The sequence below is a fragment of the Pseudomonas sp. KK18 genome (assembly GCF_037094675.1).
Taxonomy (GTDB): Bacteria; Pseudomonadota; Gammaproteobacteria; order Pseudomonadales; family Pseudomonadaceae; genus Aquipseudomonas.
Map to the genome: position 1 here is coordinate 190,414 of NZ_CP146605.1, position 26,169 is coordinate 216,582.

16 protein-coding genes are annotated in these 26,169 nt (G+C 59.4%); 15 read left to right on the forward strand and 1 reads right to left on the reverse strand.

The features are described from left to right. Window positions 1–161: 161 nt before the first annotated feature. From V6607_RS00880 to V6607_RS00940, 13 genes are all read left to right on the forward strand, one after another. Window positions 162–1,658 carry a YdgA family protein gene (locus V6607_RS00880; protein ID WP_134325521.1) on the forward strand — a complete coding sequence of 499 codons (1,497 nt, stop codon included), beginning with the start codon at window positions 162–164 and terminating at the stop codon, window positions 1,656–1,658. A 181-nt stretch (window positions 1,659–1,839) separates the two neighbouring features. Then, the gene (gene pgaA / locus V6607_RS00885; RefSeq protein ID WP_134325522.1) at window positions 1,840–4,293 is read left to right on the forward strand and encodes a poly-beta-1,6 N-acetyl-D-glucosamine export porin PgaA; all 2,454 of its coding nucleotides are present in this window, start codon (window positions 1,840–1,842) and stop codon (window positions 4,291–4,293) included. Between the two features lie 12 nt (window positions 4,294–4,305). Further along, window positions 4,306–6,303: a poly-beta-1,6-N-acetyl-D-glucosamine N-deacetylase PgaB gene (gene pgaB, locus V6607_RS00890; RefSeq protein ID WP_134325523.1), complete on the forward strand. Its 1,998-nt coding sequence runs from the start codon at window positions 4,306–4,308 to the stop codon at window positions 6,301–6,303. Window positions 6,304–6,306: 3 nt separating this feature from the next. After that, window positions 6,307–7,653 carry a poly-beta-1,6-N-acetyl-D-glucosamine synthase gene (gene pgaC, locus V6607_RS00895; RefSeq protein WP_003218180.1) on the forward strand — a complete coding sequence of 449 codons (1,347 nt, stop codon included), beginning with the start codon at window positions 6,307–6,309 and terminating at the stop codon, window positions 7,651–7,653. After that, window positions 7,650–8,132, forward strand: a complete 483-nt coding sequence (gene pgaD / locus V6607_RS00900; protein ID WP_102605398.1) for a poly-beta-1,6-N-acetyl-D-glucosamine biosynthesis protein PgaD — start codon at window positions 7,650–7,652, stop codon at window positions 8,130–8,132. The genes pgaC and pgaD overlap by 4 nt, the downstream gene beginning before the upstream one ends. A gap of 321 nt (window positions 8,133–8,453) precedes the next feature. Then, a complete protein-coding gene (locus tag V6607_RS00905) occupies window positions 8,454–10,175 on the forward strand; it encodes a ShlB/FhaC/HecB family hemolysin secretion/activation protein (protein ID WP_134325524.1) in 1,722 nt (573 codons plus the stop codon). 31 nt (window positions 10,176–10,206) lie between these two features. Next, window positions 10,207–18,591, forward strand: coding sequence for a DUF637 domain-containing protein (locus tag V6607_RS00910; RefSeq protein WP_134325525.1), 8,385 nt, complete (start codon window positions 10,207–10,209; stop codon window positions 18,589–18,591). A gap of 6 nt (window positions 18,592–18,597) precedes the next feature. Then, a complete protein-coding gene (locus tag V6607_RS00915; protein ID WP_008433668.1) occupies window positions 18,598–19,056 on the forward strand; it encodes an SMI1/KNR4 family protein in 459 nt (152 codons plus the stop codon). A gap of 135 nt (window positions 19,057–19,191) precedes the next feature. Beyond that, a complete protein-coding gene (locus V6607_RS00920; protein ID WP_256579544.1) occupies window positions 19,192–19,428 on the forward strand; it encodes a methyltransferase domain-containing protein in 237 nt (78 codons plus the stop codon). Between the two features lie 136 nt (window positions 19,429–19,564). Next, entirely contained in the window at window positions 19,565–19,726 is a 162-nt protein-coding gene (locus V6607_RS00925) for a hypothetical protein (RefSeq protein ID WP_008433669.1), read from the forward strand. A gap of 4 nt (window positions 19,727–19,730) precedes the next feature. Then, the gene (locus V6607_RS00930) at window positions 19,731–20,456 is read left to right on the forward strand and encodes a hypothetical protein (RefSeq protein WP_008433670.1); all 726 of its coding nucleotides are present in this window, start codon (window positions 19,731–19,733) and stop codon (window positions 20,454–20,456) included. A 358-nt stretch (window positions 20,457–20,814) separates the two neighbouring features. Continuing rightward, window positions 20,815–21,303, forward strand: coding sequence for an Imm6 family immunity protein (locus V6607_RS00935; RefSeq protein WP_008433671.1), 489 nt, complete (start codon window positions 20,815–20,817; stop codon window positions 21,301–21,303). Between the two features lie 144 nt (window positions 21,304–21,447). Continuing rightward, complete coding sequence (locus V6607_RS00940) at window positions 21,448–21,837, forward strand: hypothetical protein (protein WP_008433672.1); 390 nt, start codon at window positions 21,448–21,450, stop codon at window positions 21,835–21,837. A 50-nt stretch (window positions 21,838–21,887) separates the two neighbouring features. Here the strand turns inward: V6607_RS00940 and V6607_RS00945 are convergent, their stop codons facing one another. Then, window positions 21,888–22,145: a hypothetical protein gene (locus V6607_RS00945; RefSeq protein WP_008433674.1), complete on the reverse strand. Its 258-nt coding sequence runs from the start codon at window positions 22,143–22,145 to the stop codon at window positions 21,888–21,890. Between the two features lie 390 nt (window positions 22,146–22,535). Between V6607_RS00945 and V6607_RS00950 the strand changes: the two genes are divergently transcribed. Both V6607_RS00950 and V6607_RS00955 read left to right on the forward strand, forming a co-directional pair. Beyond that, window positions 22,536–23,228, forward strand: coding sequence for a hypothetical protein (locus tag V6607_RS00950; RefSeq protein ID WP_008433676.1), 693 nt, complete (start codon window positions 22,536–22,538; stop codon window positions 23,226–23,228). Between the two features lie 349 nt (window positions 23,229–23,577). Beyond that, the gene (locus V6607_RS00955) at window positions 23,578–26,166 is read left to right on the forward strand and encodes an autotransporter outer membrane beta-barrel domain-containing protein (protein ID WP_008433678.1); all 2,589 of its coding nucleotides are present in this window, start codon (window positions 23,578–23,580) and stop codon (window positions 26,164–26,166) included. Window positions 26,167–26,169: the final 3 nt, after the last annotated feature.

The window sequence follows — 26,169 nt, forward strand, 5'->3', positions numbered from 1 at the left end:
AAGGCACTTTACCGTTCAGCGCTGAAGTCTGCGCCTATTGAAAAATTGGGCTGCATACGCCAGCCAATGCTAATCTTCCCCGGATTTCGGCGGGCTTGAGCCGACACCCTTCGGGGTTCAGGGAAGACAGCCCACTTCACAGGATTTGATCAGGTCACTACATGAATAAGCCAGCAGTCGTTCTCTTGGGTATCGTCGTCGCCATTGGTGCAATCAGCGCAGGCGGTGCCTGGTACACCGGCAAGCAACTGGAGCCGGTGCTGCAAACCGCCATCCAGGACGCCAACAAGGAACTGCAGACCTCCATGGCCGGTGTCGACGGCACTGTGACCCTCGAACTGGTCTCCCTCGACCGCCAGCTGTTCAGCAGCACCGCCCACTATCGCCTCAAGGCCCAGGGCGCGGTGTTCGGCGAAAATCATCAGGACACCGAACTGCTGTTCGTCGACCATGTCGAACACGGCCCGCTGCCGTTCTCGCGCCTGGTGTCGCTGAAGTGGCTGCCGGTCATGGCCACCAGTCACTACGAACTCGAGAAAAACCCCACCACCGAAAAATGGTTCGCTGCCAGCAAGGACGTGTCGCCCCTCAAGGGCGTGGCCAACATCGGCTATGACCGCTCGGTGACCGGCAACGTTGAACTGCTGCCCCTGGAACTCAAGGACGACAAGTCGGCCGTGAGCTTCTCCGGCGCCAACCTCGACTTCGACTCCACCGCCGAAGGCAAGAAGGTCAAGGCCAGCGGCTACATGGACAGCCTCAAGGTCTCGGTTGTCGATGCCAACAACGCCAAGCTGGATGCGGAGCTGAGCGGCCTGACCATCGCCAGCAACCTGGAAAAAACCACCTTCGGTTTCTACACCGGGCAAAACACCGTCGAGCTGACCAACACCAAGGTCACCTTCGGCCCGCAGCAAGCAGTGCTGACTCTCAAGAACTTTGAGCAGAAAGACAGCAGCGAAACCAAGGACAACAACCTGGCCGGCCGCGTCGACTACAAGATCGACGAGATCGGTTACCAGGGCAAGCCCGTGGGTTCGGCGGCCATGGCCGTCAGCATGAAGAACGTCGACATCCCGTCGATGCTGGTACTGACCAAGCTCTACCAGGAAAAAGTACAGCCGGCCCAGGCCGCTGCCGCTGCTGGCCAGCCCGTGCCTGAGCTGCAACTGACCGAAGCCGAGCAGACCCTGGCCCAGGCCAACGTCGACCAACTGCTGGCTGCCAAGCCGCAAGTGGCGGTAGAAAACCTGTCGCTGAAAACCACCAATGGCGAGAGCCGCTTCAACCTGGTGGCGGACTTCGCCAAGCCGTCGAGCATGGACCTGCCGCCGGTTGAACTGGGCAAGCAAATCGTTGCGCTGCTGGACGCCAACCTGACCCTGTCCAAGCCGATGATCCAGGACGTTGCCGGCCTGCAGGCGCAGATCGGTGGTGTGACCGACCCGAAAGCCATCGAGCAGCAATCCCAGATGGCCAGCGAGATGATCAGCGGCATGGCCGTGGGTACTCAACTGGCGACCCTGGTGGGTACCGATATCGTGTCCAAGCTGCACTACGCCAACAATGAAGTGACCTTCAACGGCCAGAAAATGACCGTCGAGCAATTCATTGGTTTTGTGCTGGGCAAGTTCGGCGCGGTCAGCGGCGCTCAATAAGATTCGGCTCAAAGTGATGTAGGCCAATTCTGAACAATTGTTCTGAATTGGCCTTTTTTGTACCCCCCTCAAGGATATTGCGCCCCGGGAAAGCTTGGCCGCGTCATCAGATGCCGGCCGCCTGGAGTGTCGTGCAGGTGAACTTATCGCTACAGCTTTCCCTGGTGAGGAAGCTGACGACATGTCGCGTAATATTCATCCGTTTATCCGCCTGGCCCTGTGCAGCCAACTGCTCTGGCCCGTCGTGGCATCGGCCGATGCGGCCTATGATTCGCTGATCAACCAGGCCCGCAGTGGCAACTATGGTCCGGCCCTCAACCTGTTGCGCCAAATGCCCGCCGAGCGCCAGACCTCGGGGCAGGTCAGCGATCACCTGTTGATTGCCAGCTGGGCGCGCCAGGACGCCGAGGTGCTGACGGTCTACGAGGCCCAGGGCCGCTCACGCACCCTCACCACCCAGGCGCTGGCCACCGTCGCCCGCACCTATCGCAACCAGCAGCGTTGGGAACCGGCGATTGCTGTGTATCGCCAGGCGTTACTGCGCGAGCCGAATAACCCGGACCTGCAACTCGGCCTGGCCCTGACCCAGGCGGACGCCGGCCAGACCGCTGAAGCGGTGCAGCGCACCCGCGCCCTGGTGGCCGCCAAGCCCGACGACGCCGACCGCCGCATGGCCCTGGGTTACGCACTGACCCGTGCCGGTTCTACCTATGACGCGCTGTTCGAATTCGACCAGGCGTTCATGCGTGCCGGCAACAAACCTGAAGTCGCCCGCGAATACATCGTCGCCCTGCAACGTGCGCGCCTGCCGGAACCGGCCCTGCGCCTCGCTGCCCGGCGCCCTGGCCTGTTGGACCCGGTCACCCAACGCCGCCTCGAAGGCGACCTGGCCGCCGAGCGCGTGCGCATGGCCGAGTTCGCGACCCGCAGTGAAAAAGAGCGCTACGTCATCGCCGACCGTGCCCTCAAGGATTACGACCAACTGCTCACCACCTGGACACCGGATGCCAACGCCCATGATGACGTGGTGCGCTGGCGCATCGACCGTCTGGGCGCGCTGAAAGCCCGGGCGCGCACCGCCGAGGTGATCCGCGATTACCAAGTGCTGAAGGGCGAAGGCGTACAACTGCCGACCTACGCCCTGCGCTGGGTCGCTGCCGCCTACCTCGACCAGCGCCAGCCGGAAAAGGCCGCGCCGCTGTATCGCCAGGCCCTGGCGGCAAGCGATGCGGACGCCGGCGATCACGTCGAAGACAGCACCGCGCTGTTCTACGCCCTGCTCGAAAACGATCAAGTGGTGGAAGCCCGCGAAGTCGCCGACAACCTGGCGAGCACCCAGAAACCCCGGGTCGAGCTCAAGGGCTTGCCCATCGGCAACCCCAACGACGCCTGGATGGACGCCCAACAATTGGCCGCCCAGGCCGGCACCTATGGCGCCGACCTGCCCGCCAGCGAAAAAGGCCTGGAAGCCCTGGTGCAACAGGCCCCGGGCAATATCGGCCTGCGCCTGGCCCAGGCCGATATGTACCGTGCCCGCGACTGGCCACGGCGCGCCGAAAACACCCTCAAGGAAACCGAAGCCCAGGCCCCGCGCGACATCGGCCTGGAGGTTTCCCAAGGCCACACTGCCCTCGATCTGCAGGAATGGCGCCAGCTCGATGCACTCACCGACGACGTGGTCGACCGCGCCCCGGGCAACCGCCAGGTACAGCGCCTCAGCCGCCTGCGGGATGTGCACGACATGGCCGAATTGCGCGTCGAGGCCTACACCGGCAAAAGCAACGGCGGCGGCGATGACGGCGCGGGCGCGGTGTCCGGCAGCCGCGATTTCGGCATCGAAACCTTGCTCTACAGCCCGCCCATCGATGAAGACTGGCGCGTGTTTGGCGGGGCCGGCTACGCCACCGCCGATTTCGAAGAAGGCACCGGCCAACACCGTTGGCAGCGCCTCGGTGTAGAGCGGCGCACCCGCGACATGACCCTCGAAGCCGAGGTCTCCAACCACTCCTACGGCTTTGGCGACAAGCAGGGCGCACGCATCGCGATTGCCCGCGACATCAATGACCAATGGCAGTACGGCGGCAGTCTCGATTACCTCTCCGCGAGCACCCCGCTGCGGGCACTGAATGCCGACATTACTGCCAACGGCGGCAGCGGGTTTATCCGCTGGCGCGCCAACGAAAGCCGCGAATGGAAACTGGCCCTGAGCCCGTCCCACTTCAGCGACGGCAACAACCGCCTCGAAGCGCTGCTCACCGGTCGCCAGGGCGTGTACAGCTCGCCGGGGGTGCAAGTCGACCTGGGCCTGGAAGTCGGCACCAGCCGCAACACCAAGGAAGACACGCCGTACTTCAACCCGCGCTCGGACTTCAGCGTGCTGCCCACGGCCACCGTCAACCACGTGCTCTACCACCGCTACGAAACCCAGTGGAGCCAGCAGTTCCAGGTGGGGGCGGGCACCTACAGCCAGCGCGACTACGGTACCGGCGGCGTTGCACTGGTGGGCTACGGCCAGCGGTTTCGCTGGAACGACGTGCTCGAAACCGGCGCCAACCTCAGCTGGATCAGCCGACCTTATGACGGTGAGCGCGAAAGCGACCTGCGCCTGATCGTCGACCTCACCTACCGCTTCTAGAAGAGTCCGATCATGCCCGTCTTGTCCCGTTGCCTGTTGGCCCTGGGGTTAATGCTGAGCAGCGCTTGCGCCCAGCAACCCGCACCTTTCACTCCACCCGCCGAGCGGCTCAAGCCTGCCAGCGAAGCGGCGTGGCCGAAGAACCATTTCCTCGGTATCGCCTACCACGACATCGAGGACCGCGACCCCGATCAGGCTGTCGTGGCCGTGCGCACTGAACGTTTGATCGAGCAGTTGGCGTGGCTGCGGGAAAACGGCTACCAGCCCGTCACCGTCGACCAGATTTTGGCGGCCCGCAACGGCGGCCCGGAGTTGCCGGCGAAGGCGATCATGCTCAGCTTCGATGACGGCTACGCGAGCTTCTACACCCGTGTGATGCCGATCCTGCGCAGCTACAACTGGCACGCGCTGCTGGCGCCGGTGGGTTCGTGGGTGGATACGCCGCTGAACCAGCCGGTGGACTTCGCCGGTACACCACGCCCGCGTTCGGAATTCCTGACCTGGCAGCAGGTGCGCGAAATCGCCCAGTCCGGCCTGGTGGAAATCGCCGCGCACACCGACGCCAATCACAAGGGCGTGCTGGCCAACCCACAAGGCAACCTGCAACCGGCCGCCACCACCCGACGCTTTGACCCGGCGACCCATCGCTACGAAACCGAAGCCCAGTTCCAGGCGCGGATGCGCACCGACGTGACGGCGATCTCCAACAAGATCCGCGCCGTCACCGGCAAGGCGCCGCGCGTGTGGGTGTGGCCTTACGGCGCTGCCGATGGCACCTCGCTGGCGGTGGTGGGCGAGCAGGGTTACCAGATGGCCCTGACCCTGGAAGACGGTCTCGACAGCCTCGGCAACCTGATGAGCAGCCCGCGCTTCCTGGTGGCCTCCGACCCGGACGGCGAACACTACGCCAACGCCATCGTCGCGACCCAGACTGAAGCCCCGCTGCGGGTGCTGCATGTGGACCTGGACAACGTCTACGACCCGGACCCGGAACAGCAGGTGCGCAACCTCGACAAACTGATCCAGCGTGTGGTCGACATGGGTGCCAGCACCGTGTTCCTGCAGGCTTTCGCCGACCCCAAGGGCGATGGCCTGGTGCGTTCGCTGTACTTCCCCAACCGCCATTTGCCGGTGCGCGCCGACCTGTTCAACCGCGTCACCTGGCAACTGCGCACCCGGGCCCACGTGAACGTATTTGCCTGGATGCCGGTGCTCAGTTTCGCCCTCGATTCGAAGCTGCCCCGCGTTACCCGTTGGGACCCGCAAACCGGCAAGGTCGCCATCGACCCGGACCAGTACCAGCGCCTGTCGCCGTTCGATCCGAAAGTGCGGCAGGTCATCGGTGAGATCTACGAAGACCTGGCGCGCACCAGTGCCATCGACGGCGTGCTGTTCCACGACGACGCGGTGCTGTCGGACTTCGAAGACGCCAGCCCGCTGGCGCTCAAGGCCTACGCCGCCAATGGCCTGCCGGACACCATCGAAGCCCTGCGCGCCGACCCTGCGGTGATGCAGCGCTGGACGCGTTTCAAGAGCCGCTACCTGATCGACTTCACCCATGAGCTGACGGCCAAGGTCCGCAAGCTGCGCGGCCCGCAGGTGCAGACTGCACGCAATATCTTCGCCGAACCGATGCTCAACCCGGGCAGCGAAGCCTGGTTCGCGCAGAACCTCGACGACTTCCTCACCAGCTACGACTGGACTGCGCCGATGGCCATGCCGCTGATGGAAGGCCAGGACCTCAAGGGCTCCAACGCCTGGCTGGAAAAGCTCGTGGCCACCGTCAAGGCCCGCCCCGGCGCGCTGCAACGCACAGTCTTCGAGTTGCAAGCCAAGGACTGGCGTACCTCGGCCGCCCCCGATCTGGACGGTGCACAAATGGCCGAGTGGATGGGCGTGCTCAAGCGTCAGGGCGTGACCAGTTTTGGCTACTACCCCGACAACTTCCTGGAGAATTCGCCGGATCTGAAAACCGTGCGTCCGGCCCTTTCCAACCAGTGGAATCCTTGACTCATGTTCGACAGAATCCTCGCGCTTATCGTGTTGTCGCTGGTATTGGGTGTGCCCCTGGGCCTGATCTTTCTGGTCACCGGGCAGTTCCTGATGGACTTCGTCTTCTTCTATCCACTGTTCATGTCCGGCTTGTGGATCGCCGGCGGCCTGTACTTCTGGCTGCACTGGGAGCGCCACTGGCCGTGGGCGGATGACACCCCCGCGCCGGTACTCGCCGGTGAGCCGCTGATCTCGATCCTGATCCCTTGCTACAACGAAGGCGACAACGCCGCCGAGACCATCGGCGCCGCGTTGGCCCAGCAATACCGCAACATCGAAGTGATCGCGATCAACGATGGCTCCAGCGACAACACTGCCGCCGTGCTCGATGCGTTGGCCCTGAAAGAACCGCGCCTGCGGGTGCTGCACCTGGCGCAAAACCAGGGCAAGGCCGTGGCCCTGCGCATGGGCGCAGTGGCGGCGCGCAGCGAATACCTGGTGTGCATCGACGGCGATGCGTTGCTCTCGCCGAACACCGCGGCGTACCTGGTGGCGCCGATGCTCGACAACCCGCGCCTCGGTGCCGTCACCGGCAACCCGCGCATTCGCACGCGCTCCACCTTGATCGGCCGGGTGCAGGTGGGCGAGTTCTCTTCGATCATCGGCTTGATCAAGCGCACCCAGCGGGTCTTCGGGCGGATCTTCACCGTCTCCGGCGTGGTGGTGGCGTTTCGGCGGGCGGCTCTGGACCGGGTCGACTACTGGAGCACCGACATGATCACCGAAGACATCGACGTGAGCTGGAAGCTGCAACTGGACCACTGGAGCATCTTCTACGAGCCCCGCGCGTTGTGCTGGATCCTGATGCCGGAAACCCTCGGCGGCCTGTGGAAGCAACGCCTGCGCTGGGCCCAGGGCGGCGCTGAAGTGCTGTTCAAAAATATTCGTGGCATCTGGCAATGGCGCCATCGCTACCTGTGGCCGCTGCTGTTCGAGTACTGCCTGTCCACCGGTTGGGCCTTCACCTTTTTGCTCTCGGTGATTTTCTGGGCCGTGGGCAAAGTGGTGACGCTGCCCGCCGCCATCGCCGTCGACTCGCTGATGCCGCCGGCCTTCACCGGCCTGCTGCTGGCGGTGGTGTGCCTGGTGCAGTTCGCGGTGAGCATCATGATCGACCGGCGCTATGAAAAGGGCCTGTGGAAAACCCTGTTCTGGACCGTCTGGTACCCGCTGGTGTTCTGGTTGGTGAGCCTATTCACCACCCTGGTCAGCTTCCCCAAAGTGCTGTTCCGCCAACACCAGAAACGCGCGCGCTGGGTCAGCCCGGATCGCGGAATCAAAGCCCCCACTACGGATGTGCAGCCATGAATCTGATCCGAACCCAACAGCGCCCGGTGATGTGGGCCATCGACGTATTCCTGACCCTGCTGGCCTGGGCCGGGCTGATTATCCTGCTGGTGCGCGGGCTGGTGCCGATGCTCGACAGCCACGGCGGCCCGCGGATCGATGCGCCGATTTTCGCGGCGCTGGATACCTTGCAGATCTACCTGTGGATTGCCGTGTTCAACGCAGTCGTGCTGATCAGTTGGGCACGCTACCAGCAGCGACGTGGCAAGCACTTTGCCCAGCGGCGCTCGGCGGCCAAGGCCTTGAGCGACCAGCGCTTGAGCGACAGTTTCAGCCTGGGGGAAGGCGACCTGGAACAACTGCGTCGCCCGGGTGTGCTGGTGATTCATAACGACCAGGAGGGCGGTGTGCAGGAAGTGACGGCGCACGTGTCGCGGCATGTGGAGAAGCCAGGGTTGAAGCTGGTGCCGGGGCAGGAGCGGGCCAAGGAAGTCGGTTAGCCTGGATGCAGAAATATGGGATCCAATTCACAAAACAACCGCGAACTTTTTTCAATTTTTGGCTACTAACCAGTCTTGATAGCGTATTGCTGGCCAAGTAATGGCAACTGTAAGCGCCACGGTTGAAGGTGTATCAAAACTGTTACCGCTTGTCGGAATAAAAATTCCAATTGCAAGCGATTAAGCGTTGCATGATTTATTTATTGTTAATAATCAGAAACTTAAAGGTCTATTAAACATAACTTCGAACTAAGTCAGATTCTTGGCCGACTGGAAGTTCGATGTTAGTTTGCCGGCCCCCGCTTTTTCGACGGATCGAACATGTCTTTATTATTGCCACGGACTCGGCTGCTGCTGGGCGTTTGCCTGCTGACTTGCTTCGCACTCAATAGTGCGGTGGCGGCGCCTACGCCTGGCGACCAGGACCTGATCCGCGACCGGCAAAACCGTCTGCTGGAAGAACAGCGCCGGCGCCTTGAAGACCTCAAGGAACTGCCCGGCAAAGAAGCCAAGCCCCAAGCGCCTGCCACCCCGGCCGACACCCGTTGCTTCCCGATCAAAGACATCGAACTCAAGGGTGCCGACAGCCTGCCTGCACCGGACCGCGAGCGCCTGCTCAAGCCGTATATCGGCCAGTGCCTGGGCGTCTCCCAGCTCAACCAAGTGCTCAAGTCGATCACCGACTACTACATCGACAAAGGCATGGTTACCAGCCGTGCTTACTTGCCGCAGCAGGACCTTTCCACCGGCCACCTCCAGGTGTTGGTGGTGGAAGGCAAGCTCGAAGGCTTGAAGGGCGCCGACGGCAGCAACCTGTCCCCGCGCGAGCTGGCCATGGCCTTTCCCGGCAAGGTCGGCGAGCAGCTCAACCTGCGGGAAATCGAGCAGTTGGTGGACCAGTTGAATCGCTTGCCGTCCAAGCAGGCGCAAATGGAACTGACCCCCGGCAGCCAGGTGGGCGGCAGTGAAGTGCAGGTCAGGAACGTCCCGCAGAAGCCCTGGCGCGCCAGCCTGTCGCGCAATAACGACGGGCAGAAAAGTACCGGCGAACAGCAGTGGGGCGCCGGCCTTGAGTGGGACAGCCCCCTGGGCCTGGCCGACCAGTTGGTGTTGCGCGGCGGCCACGATGCCGTCAGCGACCACCAGAAAACCTCGAAAAACAGCATGCTGTATTACAACGTGCCGTGGGGCTGGTGGAACTTCAGCTACACCTACAGCGAGAGTGATTACCGCACCTTTGGCGTAACCAACGACTTTAAATTCAAGCAGAACGGCGACAACGAAAACCACCAACTGCGCGCCGAGCGGGTGATCCATCGTGACGACGTGAGCAAGACCTCGGTGAACGTCGGCCTGTCGCACCTGCGCACCAACAACTACATCCTCGACGTGCGCACCGAGCCCAGCAGCAACCGCCTCAGTGAACTGCAACTGGGCATCAACCACGGTCGCCGCATCGGCAATGCCTTCGTCAACCTCGACCTGGGCATGCAGAACGGTATCGGCGCCTTCGATGCCCAAGCTGAAAACGAGCGCGATCAGTACGGCAATCGCCTGCCCAACGCGCGCTACCGCAAATACACCGCCACCGTCAGCTACTTGCAGCCATTCACGCTATGGGGTGAGTCGTTCAGTTTCTCCAGCCTGGCCACCGGCCAACGCAGTGAAGACATTCTGTTCAGCCCCCAGCGCATGAGCCTCGGCGGCTCGGCCTCGGTGCGCGGTTTCAAAGACCAGCAGCTCACCGGCGACAGCGGCGGCTACTGGCGCAACGACGTGCGCTGGGCGCGCCCGGTGACCTGGGACTGGATGCGCCCGGCCTTTGCCGAATACGGCGCCAGCGTCGGCTACGACCAGGGTGTGATCAGCAACGACCGCTATAACGGTGAAGTGCATGGCCGGGTCTCGAGCAACTCGTTGGAGCTGTTCGCCCGTGGCAAATACGTCAGCACCAGCGTGACCTTTGCCCATTCCCTGGAACGCCCGGCAGTGATGAGCGAGCGCGAAGCGCCGATCTACTTCCGCATGGATTTCTTCCTGTAATTCAACGCCCCGTTACATCGAGAATATGACAATGGATGTTCGCCACTTTGCCTTCCTGGCCCGCCAACCTTCTGCTGCGCTGAAACCGCGAGACTCGTTCTTCGGCCTTCCCAAGCGCGGTTTGGTGCTGATCCTGGCCAACGCGCTGTTCTGGCAGCCACTGCTGGCTCAGGCCGGAGGCATTGTGGTCAGTGCGCCGGGCACCACCGTCGGCCAGGCCGGCAATGGCGTACCGGTGGTGAACATCGCCACCCCCAATGGCAGTGGCTTGTCCCATAACCAATTCAAGGACTACAACGTCGGCCCCAACGGCGTGATCCTCAACAACGCCAACGGCCCCATGACGAACACCCAGCTGGGTGGCTACATCGTCGGCAACCCCAACCTCAAGGGCGGCGCGGCCAGCGTCATCCTCAACGAAGTCAACGGCGGCAGCCCCAGCCAGTTGCGCGGCTACACCGAAGTGGCGGGCCAGTCGGCCAAGGTCATCGTCGCCAACCCGTACGGCGTCACGTGCAGCGGTTGCGGCTTTATCAACACCCCCAACGTGACCCTCACCACCGGCAAACCGGTGCTCGACGCCAGCGGCCAGTTGCAGCGCTACCAGGTTGACGGCGGCGCCGTGACCATTGACGGCGAAGGCTTGAATGCCAGCAACGTCGACCGCTTCGAAATCATCACCCGCTCGGCCAAGATCAATGCGCAGATCAACGCACGAGAATTGACCGTCATTGCCGGGCGTAACGACGTCGATGCCAAAAGCCTGAAAGCCACCGCGCGCGCCGATGACGGCAGCGCAAAGCCCGAGCTGGCCATCGATTCCTCGGCATTGGGCGGCATGTACGCCGGTGCGATCAAACTGGTGGGCACCGAGGCCGGCGTAGGGGTGAAACTCGACGGTACGCTGGCCGCCAGTGGCGGCGATATCCAGCTGGATGCCAACGGGCGCCTGAGCATGGCGCAGACGGCGACCACCGGTAACCTCAAGGTCACCGCGCAGAACGTGAACCTGACCGACAAGGTCTACGCCGCCGGCAATGTGCAGGTGAGCAGTGCTGAAGAACTGGTCAACCAGAAGAGCCTGGCCGCTGGCCAACGCATCGAACTCAACGCCACCACCGTCACCAACCCGGGCATCATCGAAGCAGGCGTGCAGGCCGATAACAGCCGCAATGCTACCGGCGATGTGGTGGTGAATACGCAAACCCTGAACACCAGCGGCAACGTCCTGGCCAGCCGCTCGCTGAGCGCCACGGCCACCCGGGAACTGAACAACCAGGGCGCAGTGATCCAGGGTAAAACCGTCACGCTGAACAGTGCCAGACTGACCAACCAGGGCGCCACCGCGCGGGTGTATGGCGAGCAAGCGCTGGCGATCAACGCGCCGGCCATCGTCAACCTCGGCGGGCTGATTCGCTTCGGTGCCGATCAGGCGGCAACGCTGCAAACCGATTCGCTGGATAACCGCCAGGGCCATATCCAGGTCGCGGGCGGCAGCTTGACGCTCAACAGCGGCACGCTGAATAACACCGGCGGGCAGATTGTCGCGGGCAACCTCGGTGTAACAGCGGACACAATCAACAACCAGAACGGTTTCCTGGTTGCCGACGCCGTGACGGTCAACGCCGCCCGCCTCGACAACAGTGCCAAGGGCTTGATCAGTGCCGAGAAAGGCGCGCTCAACCTCACCGTCACCAACACCTTCAACAACAGCCAGGGTCATGCCCAGGCTGGCACTGACTTGAACCTGCGCGCCGGTGACGTCGCCAACCAGGACGGCAAGCTGGTGGGTGGTCAACTCACCGCTACCCTCGGCAGCCTCAGCAACAACGACGCAGGTGTACTCAGCGCGGATGCCGGCAAGTTGACCTTGACCGTCGCCCAACAGTTGAACAACGCCAAAGGTCACTTGCAGGCCGCCCAGGGCGACATCGAACTGCACGCCGCGAGCCTGGATAACCAGGGCGGCGCCATCATCGGCAAGCAGTTGCTGCTGGATGCGCGAAGCGGGCAGATCGACAACCGCGCCGGGCGTATCGTCGGTGACCAACTGGACGTCCGCGCCGGCAGCCTCGACAACCGCAGTGCCGGGTTGCTGGCCGGTGGTGTGCCGGGTGTGAGCGTGGTGCTGAACGACCAATTGCTCAACACCCAGGGCCGTATTCAAAGTGAGGGTGACCTGCTGCTGACCGGCAAGCGCCTGGGCAACAGCGCCGGGATCCTGCTCGGCAAGGCCCTCACTGTCACCGCGCAAGACCTCGACAACAGCAGCAAGGGCGCGCTGGTCAGCAATGACGGCGACATCACCCTCAACATCAGCAACCTGCTGACCAACACCAACGGCGTGATCGACGCCGCCGAACGCAGTGTGCTGGTCAAGGCCTTGACCACCCTCGACAACCAGGGCGGCACCTTGCGGGGCAAGCGCCTGGATATCGCGGCGCAAACCCTCGACAACGACCAGGGCCAACTCCTGGCCGGCAATCAGGGCGTGAGCTACCGCGGCCAGGACCTGAGCAATCGCCAGGGCATGATCCTCAGCGGTGGTGCGGCGGTCGACCTGACGCTGGGCACCTTGAACAACCAGGGCGGCACCGTGCAAGGCGACAGCTTGACGGTGACAGCCGACAGCGTCGACAACAGCCAAGACGGTACCAAGGCCGGCGCGTTGACCGCCTTGAAGAGCGACCTGCAACTGACGGTCGAGGCCTTGACCAACCGGGGCGGCAAACTGTTCGGCAAGGAGCACGTCACCGTCTCCGGCGCCACCCTGGACAACAGCGCCAACGGCCAGATCAGCGGCAATCAGCTCAGCCTGACCTCGCGTACCCAACTGACCAACCAAGGCGGCCTGATTGAGTCCAACCAGGGCCTGACCTTCAATGGCGGCAACCTCGACAACAGCGCGGGCGGCCAACTGCGGGCGATGGAAGGCGCCAGCAGCACGCTGACGGTCACCGACCAACTGAATAACCAGAACGGCATTCTTGAATTCGGCAGCCAGGCCTTCAGCCTCAGCGCCGGGCATCTGAATAACCAGGCCGGGCAACTGCAGCACGCTGGCACCGGCGTGTTCAGCCTCAATACCAGCAGCCTCAGCGGCAGCCAGGGCAGCATCAATGGCCTGGGCACCGCCGACTGGTCGTTCGGCCGGGTCGATGGCCTCGGCCGTGTGCAACTCAATGAAGCCTTGCACTACACCAGCACCCAGGGCCTGAGCCTCAAGGCCGGCGACCGCCTGGCCAGCGCCAAGGGTCTGACCCTGGATATCGCCAGCCTGGATAACGCGGGCGAGTTGCTCAGCGACGGTGACCTGAGTGTCAACCTGACCGGCGACATGACCAACAGTGGCCGCCTTTCGGCCCAGCAAAAACTGAGCGTGGTCGCCAACAACCTCAGCCAGAACGGCGGGCGTTTGGCCGGCGGCACCACCACCCGCATCACCCTGGGCGGTACGCTGGATAACCTCGGCTACCTCACCGCACGCCAGCAACTCGACATTGCCGCCGCACACATCAACAACCGCGGCACCCTCGGTTCACAAGGCAACGTCAACCTCAGCGCCAGCAATGGCATCAGCAATAGCGCCGACACGCTGCTGTTCAGCGGCGGCGATCTGACCCTGCGCGGGAACAGCTTCAGCAACCTGTACGGCGACGTCTACAGCAAGGGCAACCTGAGTTTCGCGGCGCTCGATGGCGGCATGGCGGCGGGCTTCAGCAACCTTTCCGGTACGGTTGAAAGCGAAGGCAATATCGGCATCAGTGCGCGGAATGTGGAAAACGCCAAGGCTGAATTCGAGTTGGGCCAGACCATCACCACCGGCAGCCTCAATTGGCAGTGCGGCCAGCACTGCGGCGGGCACGACTCGTTCAAGCGCGGTCAAATCACCATCAACCAGACCTACCTTGAATCCGCGATCAAGGACTCGGCCTCTGCGCGCCTGGTGGCGGGCAAAGACCTGCTGATCCAGGGCGACAACGTCCAGAACCGCTATAGCCTGCTGGCGGCGAATGGCAACCTGAGCATCACCGCCAACGACCTGCTCAACCAGGGCGCCGCGACTCGCACCGGGCAGAACACCATCGTCATCGGCACCCCGCAGCGCATCGACACCGATGAGTGGGACCGGATGGAATACATCGACGTACCCGCCTTCAACGCAGCAGTGGCAGCGGGTAATTTCGATGAAGCACGCTTTGAGGTGCTCAAGGCCCGGTCGAGCGACTGGCGTTTCTCCGAGCAAAGCAACGTCACCACCTGGACCGACAACGGCGGCCCAGGCTACACCGCGACGATACAGGCCGGTGGCGCGGTCAACCTCAACGTTGCGCGCACCCTGCAAAATGGCACGTTGCACACCAACACCCTGGAGCAACTGACCGGCACCCTCGGTGACGACCAGACCGGCATCCCCGTCGGCGGCATCAACATCAACCTGAGCAAGCACGTCAACGACGCCACCGCCCAGGCGCCGAGCAGCGTATTGCCGGTGACCAGCATCGCGCCCGACGGCCGCTACGTACCCGTGGACTACACCGGCGAGTCCTTCACCCCGGTCGACCCCACCACCGCGCCCGGCTTCCAGTTGCCCAAGGGCGACTACGGCCTGTTCATCAAAAACGCCGACCCCACCAGTCACTACCTGATCGAGACCAACCCGAACCTCACCACTGTGGCGGGCTTCTTCAGCTCCGACTACATGCTCGGCAAGCTCGGCTACAGCCCCGACAACGCCTGGCGTCGCCTGGGTGACGGGCAATACGAGTCACGGCTGATCCGCGATGCGGTGCTGGCGCAAACCGGGCAACGCTTCCTCGCCGGTGGCCTGACCAGCGACTACGACCAGTTCCGCTACCTGATGGACAACGCCCTGGCCAGCAAGGACGCCTTGCGCCTGAGCGTCGGCGTATCCCTCACTGACCAGCAAGTCGGCGCCCTGACCCACGACATCGTGTGGATGGAAAACCGCGTGGTCGACGGCCAGACCGTGCTCGTGCCGGTGCTCTACCTGGCCCAGGCCGACTCCCGCAACGTGCGCGGCAACAGCCTGATCCAGGGCCGCGACCTCAACCTGATGACCGGCGGCGACCTGATCAACGTCGGCACCCTGCGCGCCAGCAACAACCTCTCAGTGGCCAGCAGCGGCAGCCTCTACACCGGCGGCCTGATCGAGGCCGGCAACAACCTCAGCCTGCTGGCCCAGGACAGCATCCGCAATTCCATGGCTGGCGAGATACGCGGCACCCAGGTCAGCCTCACCACCCTGAAGGGCGACATCACCAACGACAACACCGCCATCCAGGTGCGCCAGGGTGCCGGCATGCGCACCCTCACCGACAGCAGCGCCGGCACCATCACCGCCCGCGAAAACCTGGCCATCGACGCTGGCCGCGACCTCACCAACCACGGTGCACTCACCGCCGGCGGCGATGCCGACCTGAAAGCCGGGCGCGACCTCAACCTGATCGCCGTCAGCGACACCAGCGAGATCCACGCCTTCAGCGACGGCGGGCACAAATCCAGCATCACCACCGACGTGAAAAACCAAGCGGCCACGGTCACGGCCGGTGGCAACCTGAGCATGGTGGCGGGGCAAGACGTCAACATCATCGGCAGCAACGCCACCGCGGGTAAGGACCTGAACATTCAGGCCGGGCGCGATTTCAACGTGGCGTCTGTCAGCGATGTGCACAACGTCGAAGGCAAGGAAAAAGACGGCAAGAAACGCATTAAGACCGCGGATGAGCAGACCACGCAGTTAGCCAGTGTGCTGACGGCGGGCAGGGACTTTACGAGCCAGGCCGGGCGCGACACCACGCTGGTGGCGAGCAAGATCAGTGCGGGGAATGAGGCTTATCTGTATAGCGGGGATAAGTTGAATTTGCTGGCGGCGCAGAACAGTACTCATACGTTGTATGACATGAAGGAGAACGGTGGCTGGGGCGCGAAGAAAGAGCAGCGAGACGAAGTAACCCGCACCACGAACGTTGGGACCGAGATCAAGACTGGCGGCAACCTCACGTTGATCAGCGAAGGTGACCAGCGTTACCAGGTCGCGAAGCTTGATAGTGGTAATGACATCATTCTTAACAGTGGCGGGGCCATCGTCTTTGAAGGCGTCAAAGACCTTCATGACGAGAGCCATACCAAGAGCAAGGGTGACCTCGCTTGGTTCAGCGCCAAAGGTAAAGGCAACACTGACGAAACGCTGCGCCAGAGTGAAATGATCGCTCAAGGGCAGGTCGTTATCAAAGCTGTCGACGGATTGAAGATTGATGTCAGGCAGATCGATCAGCAAACCGTTAGTCAGACCATCGATACCATGGTCAAAGCCGATCCGAATCTGGCTTGGCTCAAGGATGCTGAAAAGCGCGGTGACGTGGACTGGCGCCAAGTCAAAGAGATCCACGATAGCTTCAAATACAGTAACTCCGGTTTAGGTGCGGGCTCGCAGATTGTAATAGCAATTCTGATGGCCGCATTTGTCGGGCCGTTGGCAATGACTGCGGCTGCAGGTGCTGGAGCAGGCGTCGCTGTCGCGGCAGGTGCGGGAGCCGTAGCGGCAGGCGCTGCGACCAATGCGACGGTTAGTGTCGTTAATAATCGTGGCAACTTAGGGGCGGTGTTCAAGGATGTCACCTCTTCGGATGCTTTGAAGGGGTATACGATTTCCGGTGTGACCGCTGGATTGACCGCAGCTTATTTTGATGGCTGGACCGGAACTCATACTGATCAGGCGACTAAGCAAATAACGGGGCCACAGCTCAACACATGGACTGGTGTAGGGCAGTTTGCCGCGAACCAGACATTGCAAGGCGGTACTTCAACGCTGTTGAGTAAAGCATTGGGGCAGGGCGGCAGTGGGAGTGAGGCGCTGAAAACTGCGCTATTCAATACCCTGGCAGCGGCCAGCTTCAATGCCGTCGGCGACTACACGAAAAAGTGGAACATCGAAAACGGTTCAATTCCCAAGATCGCGATTCATGCGATGGTCGGTGGCCTCTTGGCCGAAGCAACGGGTGGAGATTTCCGTACAGGCGCATTGGCAGCCGGCGCCAATGAGGCACTGGTCGTACAGCTTAACGACATCGTGAAGGGCGACAAGACATTGTTGTCCATGAGTTCTCAACTGGTCGGTGTTTTAGCTGCGGCCACACAAAAAGATGCAGATGCTAGCAAATTGGAGAAGGGTGGCTGGGTGGCGAAAAATGCCACGCAGTACAACCACCAGCTTCACAAGTCTCAAGCCGATGCGTTGGATGAACAGCGACGGTTCCATCCGGAAAAGGCAGATCGTTTGAATGCGGCGGCCTGCGCTTTGGTTAGTTGCGCAGAGTCGATCCCGACCAACGATGAAACCTATAAGGACTTCAAGGCACTTCAGGATCGCGGCGCCACTTTTAGTGAGGAGATCGCGTTACTTGAGGCGACCGGCCAGTTTGGTGGCCGTAGTTGGCAGGATTGGAGCGACGATACGCTCAATGCTCACGGCAAGGCGGTGCAGGTCGTTGGAGCAAGCAAAGACACTGCCCTTGGCCTAGTCGGAGGGGCTACTGCATATACCGGGATGGTGATGTCGTCACCCGCATGTGTTGGCGTTGTTACCTGTGCCTTACCCATCGGCTTAGGAGCGCTTGGCACCACCTCGATGGTGGGGGCATGGGATTCTGCTAGCCGGATTACGGCGGATTTTAAATCCAATGAGCCCGACCGAGTGCTAGCTTCTTTCTTTCCGGAAACCTTTCCAGGAGAGTCGAGCGTAACGTCTGACCTGGCATGGAGCACGGCGAAATCCGCAGCTCAGGCGGCTCTGTTTGGCGGCGCGAGTAAATACTTTAATGGTAAGTTAGCTGGAGAGCTTGCCAGTGGTGCAAAAGGGCTAGGTTCTGCTGGTACGGGCACGACGGCGGGTAGTAATGTTGCAAGTACGACGCCTAAAGTTGATGTTTTTTGGAATAAAACAACAGTTCTAGATAGGACTGTTTATCAACGTAACGACCTCTTTGACCCAGAGGCCCTATCGACCTGGAGAGTACGAGGTAAAACTGTTGAAGGCTCAAACCTTGAGAGGATGGCCTCGGGTCGAGCACCAATTGGGTATGATGGGAAATCAGTTGAGTTACATCATCTCTCGCAAACTGAAGTTAATGGATTCGCTGGTACTCGTGGTTCACTTGCAGAAGTTGGTTCTGTTTTCCATAGCCAGAATAGCAGTGTTCTTCATGTCCCATCCAATGCCGCTCAAAGCTTTAGGTATACTCGTTACAAAGACTCTGCAGAATACAGAAACCCTACGACTGACTATGTTTCAGTTCCTACGGATTTGAATGCAAAAACATTGACAAAGCAGGCTAAAGAGTTTAACTCTTATCAGTCGGATTATTGGAAGTTGCGGGCTCGGAGCGGGGAGTAATTAGGCGTGGATTATTCGAGAATAATTAATCTTATTAAAGAGTCGGATTACGTTGAGTTTGCTGATTATGGTGACGGGATTGCTGATGAGTGGATTTATAAAGCTGAAGCTCGTCTTGGGTTGAAGTTGCCTGATAGCTATAAATGGTGGCTGAAGTGTTATTCTGGCGGGGAAATATCTGGGGAGGAGATTTATAGTATCTACGAAATGGATTTTGATAGTGTAAGGGGGGGGGATATCGTTTATATGTCAATCGTTAACGGTCGAAATGGGTTGTGTGGGAAGGAGAGGCTATTTATCTGCGAACCGCCGGGTGCAGGGGAATCATTTTATTTTGCCACGGACGATGGTCTTAATGATGGAGAGTATCCTGTTTATAGGCTTGAACTTTCTGATCAAACTTCTAGTTTGTATGCGAAAAACTTTATCGATTTCTTAGAAAAAAGAATAATGTCTTTCAGTTGAATAACGATTCTGCGTTTAAAAAATGGTTGAGAAAGGCTCGGTGCAAAAGCGACAGGAGAATTAGCTAGTTCTGGTGGGAAACCCACTGTTGAGTTATTTGGTGGGAAGAATGCTCAAACTCCTGGTGCTATAAACGTGGATGTCCGAGCAGATATTCAGTCTGGTATTCGAGCGGACGCAACGAAACTTCCTTTCAAGGATAGTTCGGTGGGAGAGATTGTTGCTAGTAACCCATTCATTCCCAAGAGTGCAGGTGGTACTAACTCAATGATGGATTTTCTTCCGGAAGCTACTCGCGTGGTTGAGCCTGGTGGAAAGATATTTGTCAACGCAAATGCTGCGAACCCTTACGGAAAAATACCAAGTGCGTAAAGGGGACGGATTTATTTAAATATTTAAAAATCCAGATGAGTTGATTAAATAAATCCGTCCCCTTTGACCCAATGTGGTGAGTTTGAAAACGATTGATACCCGAGGTAAAGGGTGGTCTTATGACATGAGAACCCATATGGACACCTTGCAAAGTTCAAAAATTACCGTGGATGGCGTACCGGCAACGAAAATTTTGGACATCCGAGTTCAACCGGGCGGAATGGCTGACGCGAGCAAGCTTATAGAGTATGGAAAGCAACGTAATATTACTGTGATTATTAAAGAGTTCGGTGGCTAATCATATGGCTGAAATTGAAATTGTCTTTAGCGAGAGGCTACATGATGGCGCTTCAGTTGTATGGGGGCGGCTAATACAACAGCTCAAAAACTTTAATGAGGATACCGTCATTGATGGCTTTACCGGCAAGAAAATAGGGTTGGCGGACGTTTCGAATTACTTGGAGAAAAACAAGTGTCAGAGTTTTTTTATTGAGCTGGCAAACGGTTCTGTCGAGTTTTCGTATGTGGCAGATAAAGCGTTTTATCGGCTTGATATGAAACACCTGGCGAATTCGATTGAAGTTGCACAGACCTTGATTGAAGCTTTAATCGATGAGCCCGGCTTTGTTCAGGCTCGAATTTACGACGCCGAGTATGATCGATGGCAAAATGCCGAGAGTCTTACGCTCTTTGAAGTTGAGCGCGTCGAACACGCTCATCTGCCCAAGAAAAGTAATGGGCTGCCTTTTCCGCTGACCCAAGAGGTCGTAGATATATCAAAAAATCCTGGGCGTTGGGTTTTAAGAAACGGCTACATTGAGGCGGTTGGCGCTTTCATGTGGGTAAGCAAATCCTTGCTTCAGTTAGTGGGTGTCGACGAAAAGAAGTTAATGGATATCGACTGCTTTGCAGTAGAAGATTTGGGCGGCGTTTTGAAGATTGCTGCCTATAATCAGTGCTTCACTGCAGCCGTAGGGGCTCAGGCAGAGAGGCAGGACTTGCTGAGAGAAGTTTTGTTTAACGCGTGAATTAGAGCGAGAATCGGGCGCGGGAAATAGGGTTCAGGCCACGGTTTTCTAATTAAAGTATTAATAGTGGTCTGACCCCCTATTTCTCGGTCGATGATATAACAGCGTAAAGGGGGCGGATTTATTTAAATATTAAAAATTTCTTATGAGTTAATTAAATAAATCCGTCCCCTTTAACCAAATGCAAGTGGTATCTGTAATAAGTGTAGTGCAGGTTTGACGGGTAATAGTGACCTGAATGGGGTGGTTAAACAATTCAGTCAGCGCTATCCTACTCTTCTGCTAAGAGTTACCGCTGAGGGAGGGGCAGCAATGCCAAATCGTCTAACAGTCCTAGTTAAAGATGGGAGAATAGTTAATGGACAATGAAGAAGCGCTTAAAGTCATTGACAGTATGATGTGGGTAAAGAAAGCCTCAATTTTCCTTCTGTTGCTTGATTATGCTCTACGTAACCTTGACTCGGCGAGTGATACGCAAAAAAAATGTCAGGAGGCAGTTGATAAGTGTTGGCGATGGTTGTCTGATCGAGGGCTCAGTGCTGATGAATTAGCATATTATCTAGACTCCGATGATATGCAGAGCGGACCGCTGGCAGAAGGAAATTTTGCATCTGAAAGCGTAGAACAAAATAGTTTAATTTTAATATTGTTGGTGATCGGTTTTTTTGCCAATAAGGCCTATAAGATTGTAGGGCTACAAGAGCAAATGTCTGAGCCGGTATGTGAGGCGGACGAGAGCTCTGCTGTATATATTGTTGCTTATATTGAACGGATAGGCTTGTCTGATAAGTTGAGTGTTTATCTATCTGCACACGTTTTGGAAAATAGGGGGCAATCCACGTTTTAATGCTGGCAGAGTTGCTCTTTAACGTAAAGGGCAAGGATTTATTTAGGACGTAAAAGTGACGGATTTGTTTAAATATTAGATTTAAAAACTCCAGCTAGGTCAATTAAATAAATCCGTCCCCTTTGCCCAGAGTGAGTATAAAAAATGGAAAACTTGGAACTCTCCGAGTTAAAATTTCCGAGTATGAGAGAGGAGCTGGTTTCCTATCTGGCAGGTTTGTCGGACTCAGATTACCAGTTCCGTGCCTGGGTAGAACGTTCATCGCCGAATTTAGCTTATGATGAACTTGATTACACAATACATTTTTTATATGACGATACAGGGCTCGCTGAAAATGCATACACTTGGATAGGGCTAGTTTTGAAAAATGATCAGGAAGCTAGAGCCATCGAGGACGTGGTTCAAGCTATTGACGCGCTTTTTGATAAGTATGGTCCTGATCTTTCTGATAAAGAGTATTTGGAAAAAGAAGAGTGGGCACGCATAGTGTGCGTTTCTAAAGATGCTTTAAAAGTTTTGCTTCATGGTAAGTGAGGTTGTTTAACCGAGTTAAAGGGGCGGCACCCAGGCCGCCCGGCTTTTACTCAGGATGGATCGGTATTGAGTCTGCGACTGATGACATCCAGCAAATCACACCCATCGCGCAGCGGAATCGCCAGCAATTGGGCGAAGTCTTGAAGCACCACAGCATCGCTGCTGAGTTGGTCGCGGAAGGCCAGGTTTTCCAGCAGTTGGGTGACGGCGCGAATCCGGTACACGGCGGCGTCGTGGAGGACATCGAGGGGCGCATGGGTGTCGATAAGCAGGGCGGGGACGGTGCAGTCGTGGCCCGTGAGGGGCATGTATCGATTCATTGTCAGTACTCTGTTGGTGGATTAAGCCACCACTCATTCGTCGCCAAACGAATGGGTGGCGGCCGTACGCAGGTTGGCGAACCGGCAACAGAGAAAACCGGCAGACCCGAAGGTCTCCCGCGCACAGCCGCCATATCATGCACAGCTTTGCGGGTGCAAAAACACCTGCATAGAAGCGGGATGCTTTTGCGCTCTGTTGTCAGGTCGCCAAACCTGAATCGCCATGTGGGCGACGGCCCGGACTATAAGCCCGCACCCAAACCCACGCAAGGCAGCAAAGTACTGGCCCACTCCCAATGCCTCATGTCTTCACCCCCATTGCCGACACCCTGGCGATGATTAAACGCATCCACCCACCACCAACATTAAAGGACTGATGTGAAAAACCTTCTCCTGATTCTCCTCTCCACCCTCATCCTCGGCGGCTGCGTCAGCCAGCCCCTCACGCCCGAGCATCGCGCACAGGTCAAGACGGTCAAAGTGCTGCCCGTAAAGTGGGAAAAGAACATGGTCTACATGGGCCGTGAACAAGCCTGGGGTGCGGCCCTGGGCGCCGGGCTTGGTGCGGGCGTCGGCATGGCCAGCGGCGCGTCCAAGCTGGGCACGGCGGCCTTGAGCGGCGCGGGGTTTGCCGCCGGCATGAAGGCAGGGCAACTGGCCGAGATGTCGACGCCGGCCGCGATCCTCACGGTGATGGACGCCGAAAATATCGACTTGGGCGTGTTGCTCAAGCAGGCCTTTATCGATGCCTTGGGTAAGACGTCATCGCTCAAAGTGGTGGGTGACGACGAGCCGGCCGATGCGCAGATTCAACTGACGGTAGGCGAGTGGGGCTTTCGCCTGACCCAGGGTTTCAGCAGCGTGGTCTACCCGACGCTAACCGTGGTGGCGCGCATGGACCGTGGCGACGAGATGCTCTGGCGCACGGTGGAGTCGATCACGCCGTTCAATGGCCAGAATGTCTACGGTTACACGCCGCTCACTTATCGCACTGATCCTGAGGCGTTGCGCCGCGCGTTGATGGGTATCACGCAGATCTCCGGGAGTTATCTGGTGAAGGAGCTCAAGTAGACCAGCGAGAGGTCGCCGCGTGGCTTGCGGTGGCTGATCCTGACGCGAGCAGTTTGATAGAACCCGCCGAGCACCTTGAACATTTTGTATATCCCAGTGTCTTTACCCCGCCCACCCGCAACCGGTCGGGCTGCATGGACTGCAGCGTTTTCAAATGACATTAAGGATTAATGTGAACCTCGCCCCCCAAGCCTCTTTTCTGTCACCGCCCGCTGTGGTGCACAGGCGCGCGCCTGCGTTTCAGGAAGGCACCCTGGGGGAATGCATTCGGATCAATTGATCCCTCGCTTAGTACACCTACTGCCGCCGGGCCTATTGGCGGCTTTTAATGTAGTTCATGGAGTTTGAAATGAAGCGTAAGCAGTTCCAGAAAAGCCTGTTGGCACTCATGGTCGGCGCAATCAGTTCGCAAGCGCTGGCGGTGGAATTCGACCTGGGGCAGGGCAAGAACATTTGGGTCGGCGAGACCTTTAATGAGTCATTGATTATCAACGGGACGTTCTCCGAAGTAGTGGTGCCGACCACCACCAACCCTGCCGGACTGGGTGTGGCCAACACCACTATCCAGGGTTCGTTGATCAACCGTGCCGACATCACTCTGGATTCCCAGGGCGCCGCCATCCGTGCGATTGCCCTGGACCCGCTGTTCTGGTCGGGCCCGCAGAACCTGAGCCCGGGAACTGTCACCGGGGACGTGGTCCAGGCGGGCAACATTCTTATGAAAAATGGGGGTTACGAGGGGCTTGAGATCGGCGCGACGACCATCGGTGGAAGTGTCATCAACTCCGGCACCATCCGTTCCACGCTGCCCCTGAGCCCGCCGGCTTCACCTTCCTACGTGGATGGCGGTGAAGGCATTTACCTGCATGGCACCACCATCGCCGGCGACGTCTCGAACACCGGTGTGATCGACATGAACGGTGATTACGCCATCGGCCTGATCCTCGACCGCCAGAACAATCTGGGGACCACTGTCGGCGGCAAAATCCTCAACGCCGGCACGCTCAAGGCGACGGGCGAGGGCGCCTGGGGCATCGAGGTGGAAACCGACACCAACCCTCTGCGCATCGAAAACAGCGGCCTGCTTTCTGCCAACGGCAATGACGCCAAGACGGTGATGTTTCTAAACGGTTCGGTCGACTACATCCTCAACACCGGCACCGTCGAGGCCACGGGCACCAACGCCAATGCCTTCGAGTTTGCCGGGGCAACCTTTGCCCAGAACAGCGCGACCGGCGCGCGCGGCATCGTTAACCGCGGCACGATCAGCGCCGATGGCACAGCCATTCATGTAGATGCCGCGGACCAGACCTCGGCGTTCGAGATCAACCAGCAAGCCGGCGAGATCCGCAGTAACGCCGGCATCGCCATCGACGCCGCCAACCTTGCCACGCTGAATTGGACCGGCGGCAAAATCACCGGCGACCTGCTCAACTTGAGCGCGGTGAATGTCGCAGGCCAGGCCGATTTCACCGGCAGCCGCATCATCGCGCCGGTATCGGTCAACTCGGGCTCGCTGAACCTGTCGGCGCCCGGTACTGCGATCACTGGCAACCTCAACGTTGCTAGCGGCGCAGGTATTGATATCCACCTGGCCGACAGCGTAGTGCCGACCACGCCGTACCTGACCGTCAACGGTGCAGCGAATTTCGCCCAGGCTTCGAAGCTGACCGTGAGCGCCAAACCGGGCGACTTCGCCAGCACCAACAACGGCACTCAGTACACCCTGTTGCAAGCCACCAGCGTGCAAGACAATGGCCTGTCTGTGGCCAGCTCGTCCTCTCTGCTGAACGTGCTGAGCTACTCGGCCGACGCGCAAACGGTCAAGGCCGTGGTGGCGGTTAAAGACAACCAGCAAGTGCAGCAGGAGCTCGCCGCGGTGGGCGCCGGCGCTGCGTCAGCGACGGCGGTGAACACCTTTAAAAACGACGTACTGAGCGGACTCAATCAGAACGACCCAGTGTTCCAAACCCTGGCTGACGCCGGCACAGCACAGCAGCTTGCTCAGGTCAGCGAACAACTCAAGCCGGACGTCAATCGCGGCGCCCTGGACGTGGCGTTGTCGGGCCAGACCGTGGTCAACGGCGCGATCTTCAACCGCCTCACCGACCAGCGCGAAAGCCATCAAACCGGCGGCGTGTGGGTGCAGGGCCTGAGCAGCAACATGGACCAGGACGGGCGTGGCGGCAACAACGGCTACTCGGCCAACAGCAGCGGCATGGCCGTGGGTGTGGACGGGCGCTTGAACGACACCACCACGTTGGGCGTGGCGTACAGCTACCTTAACTCCAACATCCATTCCGACCTCGGCAACAAGACCGATGTGGAGGGCCATGCGCTGTCGCTGTACGGCAACTGGTCGCTGCAAAACTGGTTTGTCGACGGCAGCCTCAGCTATGGCCATAACGACAACGACAGCAAACGCCATATCGCCGGCACCACAGCCAAGGGCAGTTACGACAGCAATGTGCTGTCTGCCAGTGTGATCGGCGGCTACAGCTTCAAGCCGTCGCAGGCCGTGGTGATCGAGCCGCGCGTGGCAGCGCGTTACGCCAACGTGCGCATGGACGGTTTCAACGAGAAGGGCTCCTCGGCCGCGCTGAGCACCCAGTCGCAACGCTATGAAGTGGGCGAGCTGGGCGCTGGTGTGCGCTTGGCGGGCAACTTGCCCATGGGTGCCGGTAGCTTGCAGCCGGAAGCAACCTTGATGGCGTATCACGACCTGATGGGTGATCGCGTCGCACAAACCTCCAGCTATGTGCTCGGCGGTTCTGCGTTCACCGTCACCGGCGCTTCGGTGGCGCGTGACAGCTATGAAGCCAGTGTCGGCGTGAACTACCAGGTGTCGGACTTTACCGTGGGTGCCAGCTACACCCGCCAGGCCCGCAGTGGTTTTGATGCCGATGGGGTCATGCTCAAGGCGCGGTACGCGTTTTAAGTA